Source organism: Pseudomonas sp. BN417, from assembly GCF_029871205.1.
GTDB lineage: Bacteria > Pseudomonadota > Gammaproteobacteria > Pseudomonadales > Pseudomonadaceae > Metapseudomonas.
Window position 1 is genome coordinate 70148 of sequence record NZ_SSOJ01000114.1, and the last position, 22628, is coordinate 92775.

The 22628-nt window shown below is 62.6% G+C and carries 15 protein-coding genes; 3 read left to right on the forward strand and 12 right to left on the reverse strand.

From position 1 onward, the window contains the following. Positions 1-236 precede the first annotated feature (236 nt). The 3 genes from E8F11_RS13820 (at position 237) to E8F11_RS13830 (ending at position 6556) form a co-directional block, all read left to right on the forward strand. Entirely contained in the window at positions 237-1595 is a 1359-nt protein-coding gene (locus E8F11_RS13820; protein WP_280289414.1) for a DUF1329 domain-containing protein, read from the forward strand. Positions 1596-2363: 768 nt separating this feature from the next. Continuing rightward, the gene (locus E8F11_RS13825) at positions 2364-3455 is read left to right on the forward strand and encodes an efflux RND transporter periplasmic adaptor subunit (protein ID WP_179058742.1); all 1092 of its coding nucleotides are present in this window, start codon (positions 2364-2366) and stop codon (positions 3453-3455) included. Further along, a complete protein-coding gene (locus E8F11_RS13830) occupies positions 3452-6556 on the forward strand; it encodes an efflux RND transporter permease subunit (RefSeq protein WP_179058741.1) in 3105 nt (1034 codons plus the stop codon). Before E8F11_RS13825 ends, E8F11_RS13830 begins: the two co-directional genes overlap by 4 nt. A gap of 342 nt (positions 6557-6898) precedes the next feature. Here the strand turns inward: E8F11_RS13830 and E8F11_RS13835 are convergent, their stop codons facing one another. The 12 genes from E8F11_RS13835 to E8F11_RS13890 form a co-directional block, all read right to left on the reverse strand. Then, positions 6899-7831: an MBL fold metallo-hydrolase gene (locus tag E8F11_RS13835; protein ID WP_280289378.1), complete on the reverse strand. Its 933-nt coding sequence runs from the start codon at positions 7829-7831 to the stop codon at positions 6899-6901. A gap of 104 nt (positions 7832-7935) precedes the next feature. Then, positions 7936-9237 carry an NAD(P)/FAD-dependent oxidoreductase gene (locus tag E8F11_RS13840; RefSeq protein WP_280289379.1) on the reverse strand — a complete coding sequence of 434 codons (1302 nt, stop codon included), beginning with the start codon at positions 9235-9237 and terminating at the stop codon, positions 7936-7938. A 43-nt stretch (positions 9238-9280) separates the two neighbouring features. After that, a complete protein-coding gene (locus E8F11_RS13845; RefSeq protein ID WP_280289380.1) occupies positions 9281-10612 on the reverse strand; it encodes an FAD-dependent oxidoreductase in 1332 nt (443 codons plus the stop codon). Between the two features lie 112 nt (positions 10613-10724). Continuing rightward, a complete protein-coding gene (locus E8F11_RS13850) occupies positions 10725-12200 on the reverse strand; it encodes an MFS transporter (RefSeq protein ID WP_280289381.1) in 1476 nt (491 codons plus the stop codon). Positions 12201-12340: 140 nt separating this feature from the next. Beyond that, positions 12341-12745 carry a RidA family protein gene (locus tag E8F11_RS13855; RefSeq protein ID WP_179058736.1) on the reverse strand — a complete coding sequence of 135 codons (405 nt, stop codon included), beginning with the start codon at positions 12743-12745 and terminating at the stop codon, positions 12341-12343. A gap of 27 nt (positions 12746-12772) precedes the next feature. Further along, positions 12773-13609 carry a phytanoyl-CoA dioxygenase family protein gene (locus E8F11_RS13860; protein ID WP_280289382.1) on the reverse strand — a complete coding sequence of 279 codons (837 nt, stop codon included), beginning with the start codon at positions 13607-13609 and terminating at the stop codon, positions 12773-12775. Positions 13610-13984: 375 nt separating this feature from the next. Then, entirely contained in the window at positions 13985-16447 is a 2463-nt protein-coding gene (locus E8F11_RS13865; RefSeq protein WP_280289383.1) for a LuxR C-terminal-related transcriptional regulator, read from the reverse strand. 186 nt (positions 16448-16633) lie between these two features. Beyond that, on the reverse strand, positions 16634-17977 hold the full coding sequence (locus E8F11_RS13870; RefSeq protein ID WP_280289384.1) for a DUF1329 domain-containing protein: 1344 nt from the start codon (positions 17975-17977) through the stop codon (positions 16634-16636). Between the two features lie 15 nt (positions 17978-17992). Continuing rightward, complete coding sequence (locus tag E8F11_RS13875) at positions 17993-19708, reverse strand: DUF1302 domain-containing protein (RefSeq protein WP_280289385.1); 1716 nt, start codon at positions 19706-19708, stop codon at positions 17993-17995. A gap of 489 nt (positions 19709-20197) precedes the next feature. Then, positions 20198-20869, reverse strand: coding sequence for a c-type cytochrome (locus E8F11_RS13880; protein ID WP_280289386.1), 672 nt, complete (start codon positions 20867-20869; stop codon positions 20198-20200). Further along, a complete protein-coding gene (locus E8F11_RS13885) occupies positions 20866-21051 on the reverse strand; it encodes a hypothetical protein (protein WP_280289387.1) in 186 nt (61 codons plus the stop codon). Before E8F11_RS13885 ends, E8F11_RS13880 begins: the two co-directional genes overlap by 4 nt. Then, entirely contained in the window at positions 21051-22538 is a 1488-nt protein-coding gene (locus tag E8F11_RS13890; protein ID WP_280289388.1) for an FAD-dependent oxidoreductase, read from the reverse strand. The genes E8F11_RS13885 and E8F11_RS13890 overlap by 1 nt, the downstream gene beginning before the upstream one ends. Positions 22539-22628 lie beyond the last annotated feature (90 nt).

Below are 22628 nucleotides of genomic sequence, written 5' to 3' on the forward strand. Positions count from 1 at the left end.
GCGATACCTTTGTACGGCAACGATAGCGTTGTTGTCAGAGCCTGGGTTGTAACGATCGCCCCATCTGAAGCAGGCAGCCCTTTTTCATCAGTTCAAAGGATTGAGCGGAGTGCTGATTCCTACATGCCTCGCCCGGAGATACGTGATTGACGTGCGAGGGGGGCGTGCAGGTATTCAGAAACTCCAGCGCTTACTCACGAAGCACAACAACAAGAGGTAGCGAAAGCATGGGAAAGATGGTCTTTTCAAATTGTTCGCTGGCGCTGAGCCTTGGCCTGATCGGTCAGTTCGCCCTGGGGGCGGTCAGTGTCGAGCAGGCTGCCCAGTTGGGCGCGTCGCTCACGCCTCTGGGAGCCGAAAAGGCGGGTAATGCTGCGGGTACCATCCCCCCCTGGGACGGGGGACTGTCCAGCGGTGCCGGCAACCGAGATACCGCGGGATTTCTCAGTAACCCCTTCGCCACAGAGCAGCCACTGTTCACTATCACCGTGCAGAACATGGCGCAGTACCAGGACCAACTGACGCCTGGGCAAATGGCGATGCTCAAACGCTATCCAGGCACCTACCAATTACCGGTCTACCGTAGTCACCGCTCCGCCAATGCGCCTGACTTTGTCTATCAGGCGGCCAGGGAGAATGCGACAAGAACCAGAATGGTGGACGGCGGTAACGGTCTGGAGAACTTCTCCACCGCGGTGCCCTTTGCCATCCCGCAGGATGGCCTGGAAGTAGTGTGGAACCACATCACCCGCTACCGTGGCGGCAGCGCCAAGCGCAGCCATGTGCAGGCCACACCGCTGGCCGATGGCAGTTTTGTGCCGGTGCACTTCAAAGATCAGTTCACCTTCCGTGATCGCGTTGCCGACTTTGATCCGGCGAACCCAGGAAACGTGCTGTTCTATTACAAGCAGTTGGTGACTGCTCCGTCGCGTCTGGCTGGTGATGTGCTGCTGGTGCACGAGACCCTCAACCAGGTCAAGGAGCCGCGCCTGGCGTGGTTTTATAGCGCCGGGCAGCGACGCGTACGCCGTGCGCCGCAGGTTTCCTATGACGGTCCCTATCCGGCTGCTGATGGCCAGCGCGTCGCCGACAACCAGGACATGTTCAACGGCGCACCGGATCGCTACGAGTGGAAACTGGTCGGCAAGCGCGAGATTTACATCCCCTACAACAGCTACCGGCTCGACGGGGCGGACCTCAAGTACAGAGACATCATCAAGCCCGGGCATATCAATCCCGAGCTGACCCGCTACGAGCTGCATCGCGTCTGGCAGGTCGAGGCCACCCTCAAGCCAGGCGAGCGGCACATCTACGCCAAGCGGGTGTTCTTCGTTGACGAAGACAGTTGGCAGATCGCCCTGGCCGATCACTACGACGCGCGTGGCACCCTCTGGCGCGCCGCCGAAGGCCATATCAGTCCAATGTACGACCTGCAGATCCCCTGGCTGGGCACCGAAGCGCTGTATGACCTGATCAACGGCCGCTACATCGTTTCCGGCATGCACAATGAGGAGAAGGAGCCGCTCCAGTTCGGTTTCACCTCCAGCACTGCCGAATACACCGCGGCCGCGCTGCGCAGCACGGGCATTCGTTGACGGTTTTTCCACTATGGGCCACAAGCCCGCTCCTTTACCGCCCTTCGGGGCGGTTTTTTTGCGCGTTTCCCGGCGGCGGGTAGGGGCGTGTGCAAGCCCAACTGGTGAAAGGGGAGGGCCTTGCTGGCGGACGGGAACCGGTTCAGCACGTGGGATGCTTGCGCTTGTCCGGAGCCGGGAGCGGACTGTGCGTTGTGCGATCCATATTAATAAAAACAGTCGTTGTGTTAAATTATGCAGAGGATTACAGTCCAGCGAAACAACAGAGGCTTCAGGGGGGCGTGCCATGGAAATGGTCCGCAAACAATCCGGATATCCGCGACCCGCGCGCGCGTGGCATTGAGGACCCATGAACGACAGTTGCGCCGAACATGGCGACCCTGGCCGGCGGTAACCCCACTGCGGCGCCCATCCCGGCCGCCGAAGGCTGTCGCCTGGGTCTAAGGCGCGGGCGTCCGGCCACCTGGAGCCGGGCCTTCCGCTACGTGACGTTGAGCCGGTCAATAGGGCAACGTGCTCGTCGATCACCCGCGATCGATGAGGGCCCATGCCGAGATTCGCCCTCAGCGATGCACTGCGCCCCGAGGCCTCGGATCGGCGCTGCGCCGGTGCGCGGGTCCCCGGGTATCGGCGGGCTCATCACCGACGCCTGCAGAGCTGGAATGTCTTCCATCGCCGTTCACAAGAACCGATTTCAGCGACGCACCCCCGGTGGTCCGGGCGTGCGCGGCGCTCAGCATTGCTCGTCCTTGAGCGAGGAGACCCGAGATGAAGCTACTCAAGACATTCCTGTTCTGCGGTTATACCTGCAGCCTGGCTATGGCACTGACGGGGTGTCAGGAAGAAATACAAACGACAGAGGCGCCGCGTCCCGTCCGCACGGTCATCGCGAAGTCTGTCTCAATCGGCGATGAGGTCGCCCAGACGGGCGAGATCCAGGCGAATGTCGAAACCAACCTCGGCTTCCGCATCGACGGCCGCGTCGCGACCCGTGCCGCGGAGATCGGCATGAGTGTCGTCAAGGGGCAGGTTCTGGCGACACTCGATCCGAACGACGTCCAGAACGAAGTGCTGACCGCCGAGGCCGAGGTGAAGAGTGCCGAGGCGGCGGAGGGATTGGCGAGGTCGGAGCTCGATCGGCAGCGCACCCTCTTCGCGAAGCAGTTCGTCGCGCGTGCGCGGGTCGAGGAAGCCGAGGCCAACTGGCGCGCCGCCAACGCCAAGCTCAAGGTCGCCAGAACGGGACTGCAGACCGCCCGCAACAAGCTGACCTACACAGAGCTCCGTGCGCCCGACGACGCCATCGTCAGCGCGGTACTGGTCAATGCCGGGCAGGTCGTCGATGCTGGCCAGCCGGCGATCAAGCTGTCTTCCACCCATGAACGCGATGCCGTCTTCAACGTGTCCGAGCGGATCTACACCAGTGTGCCCTCCGACGTGCAAGTCGAAGTGGCGCTCCTCTCCGATCCCTCGGTCAAGGTGATCGGCCGGGTCCGCGATGCGAGTCCAACCGCGGACCCGGCGACCCGCACCTACCGCGTCCGTATCGCGCTGCCCGACGCCCCCGTTACCATGGCGCTGGGCGCCACGGTAAGTGGACGCCTGATCCTGCCCGGTAAGTCGCTCATCATCCTGCCGTCCTCGGCCTTGACGAGCGAGGCTGGCAACGCTGCAGTGTTCGTGGTCCAGCCCACCAGCCAGGAGCTTGTCCGCAAACCGGTGGTGGTGGCGCGCTACACGGCGACGCAAGCGCTGGTCGAGTCCGGGCTCAGCGAAGGCGATGCCGTGGTCACCGCGGGTGTGAGCAAACTCAGGCCCGGCCAGAAAGTCACCTACGATGTCGGCGAGGTGGCCAAATGAGTTCGAACAAGGCAGGTCCGGAAGGGCAGGGCGGCTTCAATCTCTCGGCCTGGTCGATCGCTCAAAAGCCGCTGATCTTCTTCCTCATGCTGATCACGCTGCTCGGCGGCGCGATGAGTTATTCGAAGCTGAGCCGCAACGAAGACCCGGCCTTCACCATCAAGACCATGGTGGTGGCCGCTCGCTGGCCCGGCGCGAACATCGACGACACGACGAAGCTGCTGACCGATCGCCTGGAGAAGAAGCTCGAAGAGATCCCCTGGCTCGACCGGCTCGACAGCTACACGCGCCCGGGCGAGACGGTGATCATGGTGAACCTGCGCGACGATGCGCCGGCAGACATCGTCCCCGACGCCTGGTACCAGGTGCGCAAGAAGATGGCCGATATCGCCGCGACCCTCCCCAGCGGGGTCCAGGGTCCGTTCTTCGACGACGAGTTCGGCGACACCTATGGCCAGATCTACGGGTTCACGGCCGAGGGATTCTCGGATCGGGAGTTGCGCGACTACCTCGAGGGCGTGCGTGCGGAATTGCTGCGCATCCCGAGCATCGGCAAGGTGCAGCTCCTGGGCGTGCAGGAGGAACAGATCGCCGTCGAATTCTCCCCCAGCCTGCTGGCCGCCTTCGGGCTGGACGAGCAGGCGGTGCTGAGGGCCCTGAGCGCTCAGAACGCTGTCAGCCCCGCCGGAACAGTGCGCCTGGCGGACGACAAGATCGCTCTGCGCGTGAGCGGCAGCTTCGTCTCCGAGGAGAGCCTACGGACCATGACGCTGCGGGCGAACGACCGGTTCGTGCCGCTGACTGAGCTGGCTACTATCCGGCGTATCCCGGCCGACCCGCCATCGCCGCAGTTCCGCGTCAACGGCGAGAAGGCGCTCGGCGTCGCCATCTCCATGGCCTCCGGCGGCAACCTGCTCGAATTCGGACAAGCGGTGCGGGACCGCATGGACGAGGTGAGGAGGGCGTTGCCCCACGGCATCGAGATGCTCCAGGTCGCCGATCAATCTACCGTTGTCAAGCAGGCCGTGAGCGGTTTCCTGAAGGTGCTGGCCGAAGCGATTGCGATCGTGCTCGCTGTCTCGTTCCTCTCGCTCGGCGTCCGCGCCGGCCTCGTCGTCAGCATCTCGATTCCCTTCGTCCTGGCTCTGACCTTCATCGGCATGGAGCTGACTGGCATTGGCCTGCAGCGCATCTCGCTCGGTGCGCTGATCATCGCCCTTGGCCTGCTCGTCGACGACGCGATGATCACTGTCGAGGCGATGATTGGAAAGTTGGAGGAGGGCTGGAGCCTCAAGCGAGCGGCGAGCTTCGCCTACGACTCGACTGCCTTTCCAATGCTGACGGGCACGCTGGTGATGATCGCCGGCTTCATCCCGGTCGGATTCGCCGCTTCGAGCGCGGGTGAATACTGCTATTCGATGTTCATGGTGGTATTGATCTCGCTGTCCGCATCCTGGGTGGTCGCCGTCCTTTTCTCGCCCTTGCTCGGCACCTTGCTCCTGCCGAAATCCTTACCGAATCATGGCCATGGCAACGGCCGGATCATGGGGCTCTACCAGCGTGCCTTGTCCTGGGCCCTGGGACATCGCGCGATCACGCTTGCCGCGGCTGGCGTCGCCTTCGCGCTGTCGCTTGTCGCCTCGGGCCAGCTCGAACAGCAGTTCTTCCCGCCCTCCGACCGGCCGGAGCTCCTGGTCAGCCTGACGCTGCCGCAGAACGCGTCGCTGGAGGCGACGGAGCGGGAGGCGCTGAAGCTCGAGAAGCTGCTCAAGGAAGACCCCGGTGTCGATCTGTTCTCGACCTATGTCGGTTCCGGTGCGATCCGCTTCTACCTCCCTATGGAGGTGCTACTGCAGAACGACAATGTGACCCAGGCGGTGGTGGTGACCAAGGGCATCAAGGAGCGTGACGCACTGCAGGCCAAGCTCGCCGGGCTGTTCAAGACGGAGTTCCCAGGGCTCATCGCGCGGGCGACACCTCTCGAGCTCGGCCCGCCGGTTGGCTGGCCCCTCAAGTACCGCGTCACGGGGCCCGACCAGAGCAAGGTGCGCGACCTGGCCGGACAGCTCGCCAACCTGCTCTCGACCAACACGGATACCCGCGAGGTGCATCTGCTGTCGGGCGAGCCGCAACGGAGCGTCATCGTCGCCATCGACCAGACGCAGGCACGGGCGCTGGGGCTTTCCTCCGAGGAGATCGCCAGTGCCATGGCGTCGATCTTCTCTGGCACGACCGTGACCACCGTGCGCGACCAGGATCGTCTCGTTGACGTGATCGTTCGCGCGCAAATCGGTGAGCGCACGAACCTCGCGACCCTGGCCAACCTGCAGATCCGCTCGGCCCAGGGGCTTGCCGTCCCGCTGTCGCAGATTGCCAGGCTCAGCTACGGCGTCGAGGATCCGATCATCTGGCGGAGGCAGCGTCTCCCGCTGGTCACCGTTCAGGGCGACGTTCGTGAGGGCGTCGAGGCGGCGACCGTCGTGCAGGCGCTCGCGCCCGCCGTCGCGCAATTTGCCGCCGGCCTGCCCAAGGGCTACAAGGTCGAAACCGGCGGCGCCGTCGAGGAAGCCGCGAAGGGGAGCGCCTCGCTGGCCGCCGTACTGCCGGTGACCGCACTCGTGATGTGCGTGCTGCTGATGCTGCAGCTGCGCAGTTTCTCGCGGATGTTCCTCGCCCTGGCGATGGCACCGTTCGGCCTGATCGGAGTGGTCCTGGCCATGCTGCCGACCGGAACGCCCATGGGCTTCGTGGCGCAGCTCGGCGTCATCGCCTTGGTCGGCATGATCGTCCGCAACGCCATCATCCTCATCGAGGAAGTGGACATCAATGTCGGCGCGGGCCGGTCGCCACGCGAGGCCATCGTGCACGCCGCGACGCACCGGGCACGCCCCATCGTGCTGACGGCCTGCGCGGCGATCCTCGGCATGATTCCCATCGCGCCGCAGATCTTCTGGGGGCCGATGGCCTTCGCGGTGATCGGCGGGCTCGCCATCGCGACGGTCGTGACCCTGACGGTCCTCCCTTGCGCCATTTCCCTCCTGCTGCAATGGGAGACAGGTCGGTGCAGTCGGCTAGAGCCCGAGCCCTTGCAACATACATAATCGGGCATCAGTTTCGGCACAGTGTTCAGACATGATTGGCAGGTCTCACTGTGCTGCATCTGATAACCCTGACCCAGAAATGCTTTAGGCATCAGCTTTGGGAGGATCCAGTTGAAAAGTCGGCACCGTCCCGGCTTCCTCGCGCGGAGCCGAAAAACCGATTGATGCGTTGCTACGGGAAATCTGGAGTAGTCAACCCTGTTGCTCTGTCTACGGCACGTTGCCGTGACTTTGCCAGGGCTTGGGAAACCGGCGATGTCGGTCTCGCCGCGCTCGGACCAATCTACGGAGTCGAGCACTGGCGTAGGTTGGTGCGGGCGGCGTTACGCTGGAGCGATGCGTTCATCCAAGCCGATAGACGTCTTGCTCGTCCACCTGCACCCGCCCGTCGGCCAGAAGTTCGACCAGGTGCTGCGAAATCGTGCGGGTCTCGGCGTCCACGACCCATGCCGCCTCGAACCCCGGCGGATAAAGCATCCGGCGCTCTACCAACTGCCCCAGCGTCTTCGGTGATTCACGCAACCATGCCAGAAGCCGCTGCTCGCGCTCATCGAGCACTGCCGTGTAGGCGGCCAGGTCCCGCAGGAATCGCGCTCTCTCCGTGTAGACGCCGCGATGGTGGGAGGTGACCCAGACCTTGGCCGGAATTTCCGGCAACCGAGCCAGGCTGCGGCGGAAGTCACGAAGGTTCGAGCAGGCATCGCCGTAGTACGGGCCGAAGCCGGTCAGGTCGATATCGCCGATGAAGGCAATGCCCTCCGGTTCGACCAGCAGAACCGAGTGGCCAGCGGTATGGCCAGGCATGTGGAATGCCCGGATCGTCGACTGGCCGACATTCCAGGACATGCCGTCCTCGTAACCCTGTGCGTCGGGTCGTGGTGTATAGAAAAAATCTCGCTGGAACTTGTCCAGCGTCTGCGAGATCTGGAGCTCGTCCGTCATGCCAAAGGCTGCAGCCATGCCGCTCCAGCTACGCGCTGCCTGCAAGTCGGCTTCGTGCACGTACACCCTGGCGTCGGGAAGGCGGTGCAATCCGGCCATATGGTCTTCGTGCACGTGGCCCATGACCACCAGTTCAGTGGCGTCGAACTCGGGGCCGATGTAGTTCGAAACGATGGGCGTGTCGAAGGCCGCACGCGTGTCGGAGCCACGGATGAGCACCTGGTTACCGTCGGGATACTTCCCGCTCTTCTCGCCGAAGAAGACAGAGACGCGGCCGAAATCGAGACGTCGGATGCATTCCCGCAAAGCGGAATGGGTTACTGCAGGAGCCATGGCGAATTTCTTCCTGAGCTGGCAATTCTTCTGTGAAGCCCCATGCGGGGATGCGATGGGACGGCGGCCTTACACTACGCCAGTCCCATCGACAACAGGTCCGGTCAATGGCCTGCGCTACCCAATGCGCGAGCAATGTCACAGGCAGCCTTGGCGCCAGTCTCGATGGCACCCTCGATACCACCGACACCTATCGCCGCGATGTCCCCGCCTGCGAAATGGATTCGGCCGTGGGGCCTTCGCATCTGTGGAACCACCTGGGTCAGGTTGCCAGGCCGGTGATGAACCCATCCGCCTTGTGAGAAGGGATCGCTTGCCCAGTCATGCCAAGCGGTTTCCAGCACTTCGATATCCGGGACGAAGACCCGCAGTGCGCGTTGTACGGCCTCAGGGTCATTGCCATCAAGTGCCGACGCATCCGAGCAGAAGCACACCACTAGCGTGTCGCCATTGTGGCGCCATTCGGCCCGGGCGGTACTGATGGGATGCTTGCCGACCGGGGCGTGGGCGAGAAAGGCCTCGATCTCGCCCTTGACCCTCGCCCAGATCTTGCTGGGCTTGATCGGGTGTTTCTGCTCGATCATGGCACGCACAGGTTGAGCAAGCGGCGGTTCGATGGAGACGTCGTCCAGGGTGTTGAGAGGGAGTGCCACGACGGCATGCCGCGCCCGGATACGCTGCCCGTCACGGGTGGTCACTATGACTTGGTCCCCGTTGTCCTCGACCGCAGTCACCGGCGTGCTCAGGAGGAGCTCGGCCTTCGAGTCGGCGGCCATCGCGTTGAGCAGTCGTCCGGTTCCACCGTCGATCGGCCAGTGCCCGGCCACTTCCATGAAGGCTTTCCAGTCGCCGAAATAGATCGCGCTCCAGAGCAGGAACTGGGCAAGCCCCTGTTCGCTCTCGGAGCCGATTAGCGTCGCCATTACGTTGACCAGGAGATCACGGTCATAGGCGGAAAGGTTCATCGAGTCGATCCGGTCGCCGATGGTTTGCTGGTCAACCGCGCTAACGTTGCAGGCTTCGATGCGGTCCACCCGTGGAAAGTGCGCACGTGCATCGGCGAAGCACCGGGTGATGAGCGGGTCGGTCAACCGGGTGAATTCAGCCGGGGTTCCGCAGTGCACCTCGCCATCGGCCAGCCAGTAGGCTTTGGCAATCGGCAGGGGTGTCACCAGGCCGATACCGTAGCGCGTGAGTTCACGCCAGACATGCGCCTGGGTCCAGTGTACGTAAGTGCCGCCCAGCTCCAGCGGGCGGCCGAATGCTTCACCCAGATGGGTGCGGCCGCCGATGCGCTCGCGTGCTTCGAGCAGCACCACCGAGTGGCCTGCGATGCTCAGGTCGCGGGCCGCGGTCACACCGGCAAAACCGGCACCGATCACGGCGACGTCGTACAGATCTGTCATGTGAGTTTCTCTACGTGGAGAGGAGATGAGGGGCGAGCACCGCTCAGGCGGTGCGCACTTTGCGATTGAGGCGTTCGTCCATCCGGTTGGCTGCGGCAAATGCCCCGTTGACGGCACACCAGCGCAGCGGCTCGGGCAATGTCGATGGCGTTTCGTGGTGCATCAGCATCGTCAGCAGTGGGCTCTCGATGCCTCGAATCCGCTCGGCGAGCATGTGTCCGACCAGACCCTGGGTGCCGAGACCATGACCGGAACATCCTGCGGCGTAGTAGATGTTCCGATTGGCCCCGGTTGTGCCGATGACGGGCAACGTATCGTTGGCAAAACTGATGTAGCCGCTCCAGCAGCTCCTGATGGGGATGCCCTTCAAGGTCGGGAAGCGTTCATGCAAAGCAGCCCTCAGCGCCTGATAGTGACGGTGCTCAGGCTCACTCGGTGTCTTTGAACCGTAGGCGTAGCGCAGCCGTTTGGTGGTCGACACGAGCGTATTGCGGGCCGTCAGGCGGTGACTTTCCATGGTCCAGTGCGCGGTCGTTATGCCTTCGCGTCCTGGCCAGCGCAGTGCCGCCAATTGCACCGACGAAAGAGGTTCCGTCTCGATTGCGGAGACCCGCAACGGCACCACCTTGTTGGCGAGCAGACCGAGCTGCGGCGTATAGGCGTTGGTGGCGAAGATCAGCAGCGGTGCGCTCGCGCTACCGCGCGGAGTGTTCACCTTGATGACCGGACCTTCGGTGTATGACAGCAGTGGCGTGTTCTCGTGGAGTTTCACGCCCGCCCGAATCGCCGCACGCCGCAGTCCCAGGACGTACTTGCCTGGATTGAGCGTGCCGCCGCGTGGCACGTAGCTACCGAACAGGAACGCTGGCGGGATGCCGCGCGCGCGCATATCGGCCTGATCCAGAAACTCCGAAGCGCAGCCGAGCTCGGCGCCGATCTGCATGTTTTCGCGCAACCGCCTTTCCTGGGAGGGGTCGATGCCTGCACGGATCAACCCCGACTGAAGGTAGTCGCAGTCGATCTCGTACTCTTTGAACTTCGCTTCGGCGAAAGCGACGCCTTCCTCGTAGAATTGGACGACCTGTCTCGCTTTTTCGGTGCCGATCTTCTTGAGGAAGAACTCGTATCCGAGCCCTTGCCCGCCAGCCAGATAGCCCGCGTTGCGACCGCTCGCGCCGAAGCCGGCGAACTCACGTTCGAGGACGACCACGCGGGCGCCTTGCCTGGCCAGCTCCAGGGCTGCGCAAAGCCCGGCCAGCCCAGCGCCAACGATCACCACATCTGCGGTGACGTTGCCCACGAGATCCGGCTGCAGGTCCTTCGGCTTCTCTTCCCATCCGCCGAGGGTTCGATACTTGTCATCGAGTCGGGTCATCATTCTGCCTCTTTTGAATGTTTCAGCGTGTACGCTTTGCCTGGCCACACTGCCCAGGCCACGGTCACGCTGGCGAGCGCGGCCTCAGGCAGCGCAGCGACGTACAGATCGGTCATGAAAGTTTCCCTCTTGAGACGGGCAGGTGGGGGGCCAGTGTTCTGCTTGCTCCAGAGCCCGGCTGCGAACCGTTGATAGCGCCGAGCTCCTGGCCAGTGACCAGGTCGAGTGAACGCTTCGTGGTACGAGGCCCATAGAGGACGACGGGGATGGCGAAGATGATGTAGCAGGCCGCTGCGGTGAGCATCACGCTCTCGATACCCCCGGCGGAGAAGAGCGTTGCGCCCAGGACACCGGAGGCGGCCCCGCCGAACCGGCCGCCGGACATCACGATCCCGCTGCCCAGGGCACGCAATTGGGTGGGAATGGTTTCTGGGATATAGGTGTAGTAGGCGTTGACGACGAGCCCGGTAATGATGGCAGTAGCCCCGCCTGCGATTATGACCACCGAGCTGTTGGTCGAGAGACCGAGCAGCACGAGCGGTATCGCGCTGAGGATGGAGGTGGCGAGGATGGTTGTCTTGCGCTCGAACCGGTCCAGGAACAGGTAGGTGAGGAACGGTGTGACGCAATAGACCAAGTTCCAGACGAACATGGTCTGGTATGCATCGTCCTCGGAGTATTGGAGGCCATGGATGAGTGCGTAGACACCCCAGTTCGCAAACAGGTAGTAGGCCAGGCTCGAGCCGAAATAGCCCAGGGTGACGACGGCCATGGTGCGCAGCACGGCCTTGTTTCTCAGGAGCTGCGGTAGTGAAGGCTCCTTGATCCTTTCCAGGTTCGCTACCTGTGGTTCGCTCAGCGGGCCGTTGCGCAAGGCCCGTGCTTCCAGCTTGCGGACGATCTTCTCGGCGCTGTCGATCTGCCCCCGCGAGATATACCAGCGGACCGATTCCGGCAGGACGAAACGCACAATGGGAGCGATCAGCAGACCGACACTGCCTGCGATGAGCAGGTAGCGCCAGGCATTGGGGCCCCCATGGGGTAGAACAAACATGGCGAGTGCCGCCGCCCCCACTCCGGAGACCACGAACCCCAGTGTCACGATGGACACGAAGCGGCCACGTGCCTTGCTCGGAAACATCTCTGCGATGTACACAAGCAGGACCGATGTGGCCGCTTGTACGCCGATACCCGTAACCACACGGGAGATCAGCATGATCTCGAAGTTCGGTGCGAACGCTGTCGCCAGTGCTCCCAAGGAGTAGAGGACAGTGGACCAGACGAGGACCGAACGGCGTCCCCACTTGTCCGAGAGCCTTCCTCCCACCAGCGCTCCGATGACCATTCCCACGAAGAAAGCGCTGCTGATGACGCCGATCTGCTCCAAGCTCAGGTTGGTGTGCGTTTTGATGGTCGGTATCGAGTAGGCGAAGATGGCGTTGTCGTAGTACTCCAGCATAAGGTTGGCCGCGAGTAACAGAGCCCAGACGTAGTGAGTGGCCATTACCGGCAGGCGGTCGAGGCGCGCCGTCAGGTTCAGCGGGTATTCGGGGGGGGCGGATTGCTCCGGGCCGTCAAAGCGATTCATGTTCGTCTCCATCAGCGTTTTGTATTTGTTCTGTTGTCTTCTTGATGAAGCTGCACTGACGCGCGGTTGCGGACGTTGAGGCGCCAGCAATAGCGTCAGTGCGTCAAAGCGCTATTCAGCGGCTGCCTCATAGGGCAGCATCAGTCGGTACCGCTGCCGGCCACTGCGACGACGCGGATTTCTATCAGGAACTCGGGGCGGGCGAGCTGGCTGACACCGATACCTGTCCACGAGGGAAATCGCTCGGGGATGAACTCATCCTTGACCTTGATGAATTCCTGGATGTCGCCCCGGAGATCGGTATGGAAAGTCATCAGCTCGACTATGTCGGCCATGCTGGCGCCCGCAGCTTCGAGGACGCTTTTCACGTTGTCGAACGCCAGCCTGGCCTGGGCCTCCATCCCTTCACCCACGGCCTGCGTGAGCCGATCGACTCCCACCTGGCCGGAGGCCCAGATCAGATCACCGACACGGGTCGCTTGTGAGAAGTGAAGCCGGTCGTAGAGTTCCTGGGTGTGTGGCGGGTTGATCATCTGTCGATTCATGGTCGAGATACTCCTTGCGATGTTCAGTCAGATGATCTGGCGGAAGATGGGCGAGCGGAACGGTTCGCCCTCGTTGAGCTTGGCCATCTCTTCGGAGAAAAGGACGCCGTTGCGTGCGTATTTCGGGTTCGATGTCGGCAGGCAGCGGAACCTGGCGTCGTCACCGAAGAAGCGCAGCACCAGCGTGTGGCGGTCCGGGCAGTCGGCATCGACAGCGGCCCCCCCGTGTAGCGAGTGTGGGTGAAGCAAGACGACATCACCCGGCGTGATCGGCCACGAAAGCACGTCCCAGGCGTTGGGGTCTTCCGCGAGGTCCTTGTCGATGTGCGGCAGGCGGGGCAGGGAGCCGTCACCGTAGAGCGGGTCAGTCGGATCCTCTGCATTGGCGAAGCTGGCCCCGTCGTACTGGATGCCGCGGTGTGAACCACGCACGATCTCCAGGGAGTTCTTCTTGGGGATCTTGTGGAAGGTGATCCAGGCATTGCCCCAGTGCTCCCCGGCCCAGGGCAGGTTCGCGGTGTCCTGGTGCCACGGCCCGCGACCGCTCTTGCCTCCTTCCTTGGCGAACACTTCCTCGGCGAAGTACCAGACATGCTCCGAGCCCCAGAGCTCCTGGAACAGCTTGCCGAGCGGGAGCGCCATCACCAGGTCATCGTACTTGTCCTTGACGGCCGGGTTGGCGTTGTCGATGTGGGTCTGCAGCTTGGTCCCGTCGAGCGCCTGGAACTTGTACGGCCCCGGGTTGGCGACATTCCACTTGAACGCCTCGTAGCACTGCGCCAGTTCCGTTTGGTCGAGGCAGTTCTCGATGAGGACGGCGCCGTCGTTGCGAAAGGCTTCGCGAATCGATTGATCGATGAGCATGAGGTGTCTCCTTCTATTTATTTGTCGGGGTGGAGCCAGACTCCCAGACATGACCTGGCGAGGTGAATGCCTCCAAGTGGGTATTTGCCATTACCCCCCTGCAGTGCCGGTCTGGGGGGCATCACGCTGGCGCCGGCCGGGGGCCGTCGTTCTTTCCGGCTTCGGAGAGGCGTAGTAGTCCGGCAGGAAGATGTTCAGGCCGTCAGTCGGGTGCGCTGTGATGGAGCATCTTTCTGAGCCGTGTCGACGCCCTTGGGCGACGGCGTGCGACAGCCCGTGATAAGCGAGGTGGGGTAGTTGGCCAGGGCGTCCGCGATGCGGTCGCCCGACACGATGGCCGGGCTCAGGCGTGTCGGCGAAGTCGATTCCGTTGGGTCAGAGCAAAAGCCCAAGGGCTTTCGCACGGGCCGTCGCCATCGTCCGGCTGCTGACTTTCAGCTTTGAATTGATGTGCTTGGCATGGGTTTTGACGGTGTAAGGGGAGAGCGAGAGGATTTTTGCGATCTCGAAGTTGGAGTAGCCCTTGGCGATCAGGCTGAGTACTGCCAACTCGCGCCGGCTCAGCAGCTCGATCTCCGGCGCTGGGGCCGTCTGCAAGTCTGCGACCGGCCCCGCTTGCAGGCTGGACCCCATGGCTTCCAGATGGGTTCCCATGAGCAGGTTGTGTTGGCCTTGGCTTATGGCCATGGCGGCAGCCGAGGCCAGGAGCCGTTCTGCCTTGTGCAGATCCCCCCTCAGGCGGACAACTTCAGCCAAGGCATGCTGGGCCTGGCAGACGATGATATTGAAAGCATTGCCCTCGGCGCGTTGCAGCAGTTGGTCGAGCAGCGTGTTGGCCTCGCCGAAAGAACCCCGGGAGCACAGCACTTCTGCTTGAAGGAAACCCGCCAGGGCGTAAAGGTCGGGGTAGGCACTGGGCGGTGTGAGGGCATGCTCACCTTCGTACTGCTCACGTACGCGGGAGAGCAATCGGGATGCCGATTCGTAGTGATTGGCCTTCATCCAGATCCTGGCGGTGCACAGGTCGAGGACGCCTCTGTAAATCACTTCGGCAACGTTCCAGGAGTGCATCAGTCGTTGCGCATCCGCTAGTCGCTGTTGTGCAGTTGCGAAGTCGCCATTGTTGGCATCGAGCTGCGCAAGTATCGCCGGGGCGTGGCAAGCCACCGGATTACGGCTTGCACAGGAGAGCAACAGACCTTCTTCCAAGGCCTCGCGAGCCTGCCGCTCTTGTCCCGTCAGGATCAGGAGCCAGCCGCGCCGGATCAACGCCGCACCTTGCAGGAGTGCCGAGCCCGGGCCCTGGACCAATAGTTGATCGAATTGGTCCAGGGCCTGCAGGGCCCGAGGCAGATTGCCGGCCAGTTCCTCGATCAGCACTTCGTCCAGTATCAGCAGGCACTCGAACAGCGTTTCTCCCTTGCGGCGGGAAAGCTCGATACCTTGGTGTTGAAGGCGCTTGGCCGTCACGACGTCACCCATGGTCAGGCTGGCACGCGTCAGGCACGAGAAGCAGAGAATCATCTGCGCCCAGCGCTCATTTCTCGCGAGGCGGTCCAGAGCTCGGCATCCAATTCTCTGCGCCTCCTGCGCGTGCCCCTGATGCAGAGCCAGCTCGGCGCTCAGGGCAAGGTGCAGGTCGAAGTCTTGCTCTGCGATGAGCTGGATGGTGCGCTCGGCCTGTTCCAGGCGTCCCCCTAGCAGCAGGGCCCTGGAAACGACTTCCAGAGCTTGCGGGTTCTGCTCGATCCAGGCGATGCCGAGCTGATCGATACCTTCCAGGAGGTAGTTCAGGTTCTGCCCGATGAGCAGCTCCCGTGTGGCGATCTGGCCCATTGAGACCAGCCCGCGTGAGGCGTCCGGGATGGCCAGCGCGTAGCGGAAGGCTTCGACGTGGGCGCCGGCCAGGTGCAGCCATTGGCTAGCGGCGAGCAAGGGAGGGGCCTGGTCGGGATAGCGCTCTTGCAGAAGTCGCTTGAGCGGTGCGAACAGAGTGAAGTGGTCCGTGGAGCCCGGTAGACGACGCAGGAAAACCTGCTCGCTACGCAGCTTGCGCAAGGCCATGGGATCATCGGCCAGGAATGCGCAGAGCGGGCCGTCGACGAATGGCGCATGGGCGATGACGCGCAGAAGAGAGAGCATCTCCTTCGGCAGGTGCTCCAGGACTTCGCTGTCAAGATAATCCTCTACCAGTGAATTGCGATGTAGCAGGCCGAAGGGCCTGTCGACTCCCGACCGCAGAGACAACAGGTGCAGACTGATGCCTGCTATCCATCCGTCGCTCTGTCGCTGTAGTTCCACTGCGGAGATACGTCGGCTCAGCTTCAGCTGAGAGAGCAGCAGCTTTATCTCGGCTTCGGTCAGCGCCAGTTCCTCTGCACCCAGCAGGGTGAGTTCGTCGGCCAACAGCCACCTGCCGACTCTCCAGGAGGGAAGTCGACGTGTGCAGACCAGCCACTGGAGTGTGGTTGGGCAGTGCTCGAACAGGTGCTCGAGCCATTTGTCCGTGGTTTTCTCCGGGCAGTAGCCATCCAGCACGACGAGGCCCTGTTTCCGGTGCTTCAGTACTTCTTCCACCGATGGCGACAGTTCATCGAGGTCCAGGGCCTCGGCGAACTGGGCACGGAGATTCTCAAGGCCTTTCTCAGCACTGTGCAGGTCGAGCCACACCACTGGGCAATGAGGCAGACGTGCAGCGAACTGTCGGGCCAGTTCGCTCTTGCCGAACCCCGCCGGAGCGCAAAGCAGGCGAATGCGTCGACCAGAATCCAGGTTCTCCAATAGGCGAGGGCGCACAAGCAGGCCGGGCGCCTTCGATACTTCATCAGGATGGGTCATGTTTTCTGCTCGCCTGATTCCTGGTTGAGAGGGTGTGAGAGAGTCCTGATGACAGCATTCATACCACCATCCCGGCACGTGCTTCAGGAGAAACGCGCCGAGTGGCAATGCTTCCACTCGTCATTCATCTGGGGTTGCTTGATCCTGAGTTCCGTCCAGGGCGTTCCGCCCCGGACGGGTAAAGTCTCAACGGACCCCGCTCTTGCGCAGCGCCGAAGGCGTGAAGTCGCTCATTCTTGCCGTGAACCCATACTCCATGCTGCGATCTTCCTCGTTCTTCATGCCCAGCGCGACATAGCGGCCGGCCAGCAGGTCGTACAGCACTTCGAGCGTGTAGCCCATGTGCTGTTGGTTGAAGTAGTGCTTGGCATGGCCTTCGCCGACACGCCAGAGCTGGCCACGACCGTCGTAGTGCTCGGACAAGGCAATTTGCCAGCTATCCTCGTCCACGTAGAACACGCGCTTGGCGTAGATGTTGCGCTGTCCTTCGCGCAGGGTGGCCTCGACCACCCAGACCCGGTGCAGCTCATAACGGGTCAAGTCCTGGTTGATGTGCCCAGGCTTGATGACTTCGTCATACCTGAGCGCAGGCGAGTCCAGCTCGTAGCTGTTGTAGGGGATGTACATCTCGCGCTTGCCCAGAAGCTTCCAGTCATAGCGATCCATCGCGCCGTTGAACATGTCGTGGTTATCGGTGGTGCGCAGGCCATCGGAGGCGGTGCCTGGCCCGTCGTAAGCGACCTGGGGCGCGCGTCTTACGCGGCGCTGACCGGCGTTGTAGACCCAGGCCAGGCGCGGCTCCTTCACCTGGTCCAGAGTCTCATGGACGAGCAACACGTTGCCGGCCATGCGCGCGGGGGACGTGACCGTTTGCTTGAACAACTGCAGCAGATTGCGCGCGCGCTGCGGGTCGATGCCCTCCGCCAGGGCCGGTTCGACGACCTCTTCCTCGAGGTGAACCATGGTGTACTGGCCGTTTACCTGGGGGGTGGCCTGGGTGATCCAGCGTCGGAAATTGCCACCTAGGTAGCGGGTCTGGTGGTTCCAGATCACCTCCGTACCAGTCCTGGGCTGCGGGAAGGGATAGTGGCCAGTCGTGAAGTTCTCGATGCTCAGACCATCGGCGCCGAGTCGGACGACCTTGGCATTGGTCTCAGCGGCATCGTACATGCGTTGTGGCAGAGCCAGGGTGCGGTGGCTCGGGTAGACCGGCAAGCGGTAGGTTTGCGGATAGCGACGCAGCATTGCCAGTTGGCCTTCGCTCAGGTTCTTGCGGTATTTCTCGGCGCTTTCCGCAGTGATGACGAACAGTGGCTTTTCCCCGGTGAACGGATTTGCCTGGAAGCCCCTGTCATTGACACTCGCCGCATCGGTCGGCAATCCGCCGGTCCAGGCCGGGATAGTGCCCTCCTGATTGCCGATCTTTTCAGCCCCCAGAGGCGTGAGGCCGATAAGGTCGGCAGCGCCTGCAGAGGCGGTCGACAGGGCTATGGCCAGGACGTAAGCGGGCGACCAAAAGTGCTTTTTCATGGCGTTATCCTTGAATTAGAAGCTGGCGCTGAAACTGACAGCGACGTAGTCACGATCGGTGTTGGGGTTGTATCGCCCGTCGAAGAAATCGACGTAGGAGAGCGAAGCGCCATAACGGTTCAGGTAGTTGGCGTTAAGCGCCAGGTACGCCGACTTGGAACCCTCATTGAAGTTGGGGCCGTAACCGTCGACATCATGGGACCAGGCAATCTCGGGAATGAGGTTGATGCCGGCGAAGACGTTGCTGTACTCAAGGCTGGCGGCCAGGCGATAGCCCCATGAGCTGCTGGTGAAGTAACCGTGCCCGTTGCAGAAGCGCGGATTGTCGGGGTTGAGCACGGTCTCGCACACGCCAGGCGTTGCGACCTCACCGTAGCCATAGATGGAGTCGCGGCCGAAGCGCAGCTCACCCGGACCACTCTTCAGGCCGTTGATTCGGTTGTAGGCCACCTCGCCCGCGAGAGCGAGGCGTTGCGCACCTGCGACCTGCTCGATCAAGTGGACAGCACCGAGTTGGAATTGAGTGACCGGCATGCGCTTGTAGCCGGCCAGGTCGGCGCCGGGGGTGAGGGGACCGTCCTGTATCACCTCCGGGCTCGTTGGGCCGAGGATCGAGTCCAGACCGAGGGCTGCGAAGGTCAGGTCGGTGCTATTGAGCGCCAGAGGCATGTTCGGCCGATAACTGATCTCACCGGTAACCGCAGTGGCGCCCAGGGTGGTCTGGAAGCTCAGACCATACAGGCGCATATCTTCGGGGTATTCGATGAAGTAACCGGTGTTGGGCGTGTTACCGATCAAGTTGGGATCGAAGGCCGGGTCGGCCGGGTCCAGCACAGCGCTGTTGACCAGGCTGTATACCGGCAATCTGCTGTGCAGATTCATGGCATAGAGGCCGATCTCGCTGTCGTTCAGCTGCGGGACGAACCACCGCAGGGCCACCCCGTACTGGCCGCTATCCCGGGCGTCGCGGTCTTTCAGGCGCGGAAGGAAGATGGTATTGGCGGGATCGAAGTCGCTGCCGGAAATCAGATTCTTGTCGTTGCAACCATCGGCGGCGACGTCAGTACTGGAGAAAAAGGTGCCGCAGTTGTCGATGACCGTCTTGGCCCACTCCAGCTGGTAGAAAGCCTCCATAGACAGGCTGTCGCTCAGGTCCTGGGCAACATAGAACATGTTGACAGGGATCAGCCCTTCCTTGATCTCCGCACCTGGGCGGCGGAAGGCCGCCACGTCGACAGGGTTGATCTGGTTGACGCCGCGGATGAACAGGTTCTCCCCCCAACTGACCACTTGCTTGCCCAGGCGCACGGTGCCAGCCAGGTCGTTGATCTCGAAGCCGGTGTAGACAAAGGTGTCGAGGAACTCTGCGCCGGAAGCCTTGGCACTGCGCGCACGGCCGTGGTCATCGATGTCGTAGAGGTGCTGGTGGCCGTCCTTCAGTTCGAAGTCGTACCAGTACTTCCCGCGCACGAAAAGGCCGGAATCACCGTACTTCAGCTCAAGATCATGGACCCCCTTGAAGATGCTGGAGATCACCTCGTGTTTCTTGAAGTTCAGTCGGCCATCATCGGCCGTCGTCGTCGATGACGTGCCGCCGTTGGCAATGCCAATGAAGTCCTTGTCCGGATCGCGCAGTCCCCAGCTGGTACCGATGGATAGGGTGCTGTCGAAATTTCCCTGGATATCCCCGACGTTGAAGCTCACGGCCTGAGCTTGGGAAGCCAAGAGCATGGTAACTATCGGAAGCGGTATGGACTGCCGCCATCTTTCTCTTGTTTTTGTTTTCATAGCGATTCCTGTGAAGTGGCGCCGGTTGGCGGCAGCAGATTCACAGACGGTGCTCGACGAGGTGAATGCCTCTTAGTGGGTATTCGCTAATACCCCCCGGCGCTGCCGGGCCACTTGGAGCGAGTCGCTCAGACCGACGTTTCGATGCGACCCGGTATATGAGGCAGAAGTCCCGCTCCTGCTCCAGACCTCAGGGTACGTCGCTATGCGCACCTGCTTGGGAATCGACTCCAGTGCCGTATCAAATCGCTGATACGCGCGACGCACCCTATCGGATCGACTTCATCCTGCTATCCAGTTCGCCACGAGAATCTTAGACGTGCAGATCAGGGAAGACTGATGCGGGAAAGTCTCCCATGGAGCGGGGTGATCTGTTTTGAGGAGGAGCACCGGTCGTTGTGGGCGTCCTTGCCCACATTGGCTGACAGCGAATCATCTGGCGTCCGGTTGCGGTGCCAATCCGGCCAGGTAATGCGCGATGGCCTCGAGCTCGTCGTCCGTGAGCATGCCGGCGATGGCATTCATCCCCTGGGTCGGGTCCTGGCGCTGCCCGTGCTTGAAGGCCCTCAACTGGTCCAGCAAATAGCCCTCACCCTGACCGGCGATGCGCGGGCCGAGAGGCCCACCCGAGAGGTTCTCGCCGTGGCAGGCGATGCATCCCTTGGCGGCGACTGTCGCCTGGCCGCTCTGCGTCCGGGCGCTGTCCTGTTCGGGAGCTTCGGTGGTGTCCGCTACCTGGCGGGAGAAGTAATCGGCCAGGGACTTGATCTGGGCATCGGTCAGGCTCGCGGCCAGCGGCCCCATCTGCGCGCTATGTCGCCGACCGGCGGCGAAGGCGTGCAGCTGGGCTTCGATATAGGGGGCTGGCTGGCCTGCAAGGGCCGCGTATTGTCCATCCCGGGGCTGTCCGTTGACACCATGGCAGAGCGCGCAGGAATCCTGGATCTGCGGCCAGGCGCCGCCGTTAGCCTCGTAGCCGGCGTAGTAGCGATCGAGGGCATCCATGAAGCGATAGCCCGCCAACAGTTCAGGTCCGACCACCGCTGCCGCCGCTGTGAGACCCGCCGCTACGGTTGCGGCGCCGATCAGAAATGCTCGTTTCATCGCGCGACTCCCAGGCCCTGGATGAATGTGTGGAGCGCCTGCAGGATGGCCTGGCGCCCGGAGCGGAGGGTTCCGAATATCTCGAAGTGATTTGCCGACCGGGGGTCATGCTCGATGCTCGCGGCGAGCGCCACTACGCCCGCCGCCGCCAGGGCGGTCCAGAGGGCAGTTGTGAGTTTCATCATGCTCTCCTCCCGGCTTTTGCCAGTGCCTGAAGTGCCTCCAGTGCGGCCCGGTGACCGGAGCGCACCGCGCCATCCATGCTACTGGCCCAGATATCGGCCGTTTCGGTGCCGGACCAGATCAGGCGGCCCACTGGGGGGGTAAGGTATTGGCCCCATTTCGTCAGGAAGCCGGGCGGAATCGAGGCGACGCAGGTCAGGGTCCAGGGATCGACCTTGCCCCAGTCGTGGTCGTGGAACTGGGTGGGCTGTAGCGCTTCCGTACCCAGGACCTGCGCATAGATGGCCGAAAGGGTGCTTTCCGCGCGCTGGGCGTCGTGGGGTAGCTGGGCGGTCCTGACGAAGGCGCTGAGGACGCCAACGCTGCCATCCGGGGGCGAGTTGTCGTAAGAGAGGATCAGCGGCCCGTCGGCCTGGGTAATCTGCCCGTTCAAACCCTGTTCGCGCCAGAACGGGCGCTTGTAGACATGCACGGTCTTGCGCATAGGGGCGTGGGACGGCCAGAGGCGTTGCAGCTGCGCGCGCCCTTCGGGAAGCGGCGGGTCGAAAACGATCTGATTGCACAGTGCCGGGTGCAGGGCTGCAATGATCTGCCGGGCGCGAAGGATGCCCTGGTCGGTGTGGAGTTCGACGACATCGCGGTCCCAGCCAACGATCCGGCGCACGGGGCACGACAGCCTGAGCTTGTCGCCCAAAGCTTCTGCCATCCGCGTGCTGAGGACCTGGGAGCCACCGACGAAGCGCGTTTCCTGGGCGCCGCCCTTGAACCCTTCGAGCTTCTCCATGCTGCAGTCGGCGGAGTTGATGAGGGAGAGGTAATGCAATAGCGCCAGGTTCGAGGGAGGCGTGCCGGTGGTCAGTCCGATGGAGGCATCGAAGCTGAGCCGCTGCTCGTTGCTGATTCCTTTTTGCGCCAGCCATTGCCCCACCGAGAGCTTATCGATGGCTGCTGCATCTGCCGCCGTCCAGGGAGCCTTGCTGGGAACACCCCGCGCCAGTCGATCGAGCTCTTCCACGATCGGTGAACTGGCGTTCTGGCCGCTAGAGAGGTCTTCCTCGTACTTGGCGCCGCCCACCAGATAAACGTTCTTGCCCTGGTAATAGGTGGGGAAGGTGTCCACCTCCAGCTCGCGGGCCAGGTCGAAGATGGCGGTCTGGCCCGGGCCGATCCATTGGCCACCGGCTTCGGAGATGACGCCGTTGCCCAGGTCGTGGTTGTAGGTGCGTCCACCCACCCGATCTCTTGCTTCCAGCACGGCGAAGGATTCGCAGCCCGCGCGTTGCAAGTCTCGAGCTGCAGTCAGGCCAGCCAACCCTGCGCCGATGATGACCACGTCGAGAGCCGCGTCCTGTCCTGCCCGCAGTACCTGGGCCGAGGCTCGTCCGCTGAGCGCTATCCCTCCCACCAGGGTCGCGCTTCCTATCGCCTGCAGGAGCAGGCGCCGCTGGCGCGCCGACAACGACAACTCATTGCTATCTGAATCCATCTTCGCCTCGGTCAATTCTGTTGTTTTAATTTAAATAACCATCGTTACGTAAAATAACTCACAACAGGTACGGTGCAAAGCGAAGAGTGG

What these genes read in the sequence shown, in the direction of transcription:
- E8F11_RS13820 (WP_280289414.1), top strand. Translation starts at nt 237, where the DNA reads ATGGTCTTTTCAAATTGTTCGCTGGCGCTGAGCCTTGGCCTGATCGGT.
- E8F11_RS13825 (WP_179058742.1), top strand. Translation starts at nt 2,364, where the DNA reads ATGAAGCTACTCAAGACATTCCTGTTCTGCGGTTATACCTGCAGCCTG.
- E8F11_RS13830 (WP_179058741.1), top strand. Translation starts at nt 3,452, where the DNA reads ATGAGTTCGAACAAGGCAGGTCCGGAAGGGCAGGGCGGCTTCAATCTC.
- E8F11_RS13835 (WP_280289378.1), bottom strand. Translation starts at nt 7,831, where the DNA reads ATGGCTCCTGCAGTAACCCATTCCGCTTTGCGGGAATGCATCCGACGT.
- E8F11_RS13840 (WP_280289379.1), bottom strand. Translation starts at nt 9,237, where the DNA reads ATGACAGATCTGTACGACGTCGCCGTGATCGGTGCCGGTTTTGCCGGT.
- E8F11_RS13845 (WP_280289380.1), bottom strand. Translation starts at nt 10,612, where the DNA reads ATGACCCGACTCGATGACAAGTATCGAACCCTCGGCGGATGGGAAGAG.
- E8F11_RS13850 (WP_280289381.1), bottom strand. Translation starts at nt 12,200, where the DNA reads ATGAATCGCTTTGACGGCCCGGAGCAATCCGCCCCCCCCGAATACCCG.
- E8F11_RS13855 (WP_179058736.1), bottom strand. Translation starts at nt 12,745, where the DNA reads ATGAATCGACAGATGATCAACCCGCCACACACCCAGGAACTCTACGAC.
- E8F11_RS13860 (WP_280289382.1), bottom strand. Translation starts at nt 13,609, where the DNA reads ATGCTCATCGATCAATCGATTCGCGAAGCCTTTCGCAACGACGGCGCC.
- E8F11_RS13865 (WP_280289383.1), bottom strand. Translation starts at nt 16,447, where the DNA reads ATGACCCATCCTGATGAAGTATCGAAGGCGCCCGGCCTGCTTGTGCGC.
- E8F11_RS13870 (WP_280289384.1), bottom strand. Translation starts at nt 17,977, where the DNA reads ATGAAAAAGCACTTTTGGTCGCCCGCTTACGTCCTGGCCATAGCCCTG.
- E8F11_RS13875 (WP_280289385.1), bottom strand. Translation starts at nt 19,708, where the DNA reads ATGCTCTTGGCTTCCCAAGCTCAGGCCGTGAGCTTCAACGTCGGGGAT.
- E8F11_RS13880 (WP_280289386.1), bottom strand. Translation starts at nt 20,869, where the DNA reads ATGAAACGAGCATTTCTGATCGGCGCCGCAACCGTAGCGGCGGGTCTC.
- E8F11_RS13885 (WP_280289387.1), bottom strand. Translation starts at nt 21,051, where the DNA reads ATGAAACTCACAACTGCCCTCTGGACCGCCCTGGCGGCGGCGGGCGTA.
- E8F11_RS13890 (WP_280289388.1), bottom strand. Translation starts at nt 22,538, where the DNA reads ATGGATTCAGATAGCAATGAGTTGTCGTTGTCGGCGCGCCAGCGGCGC.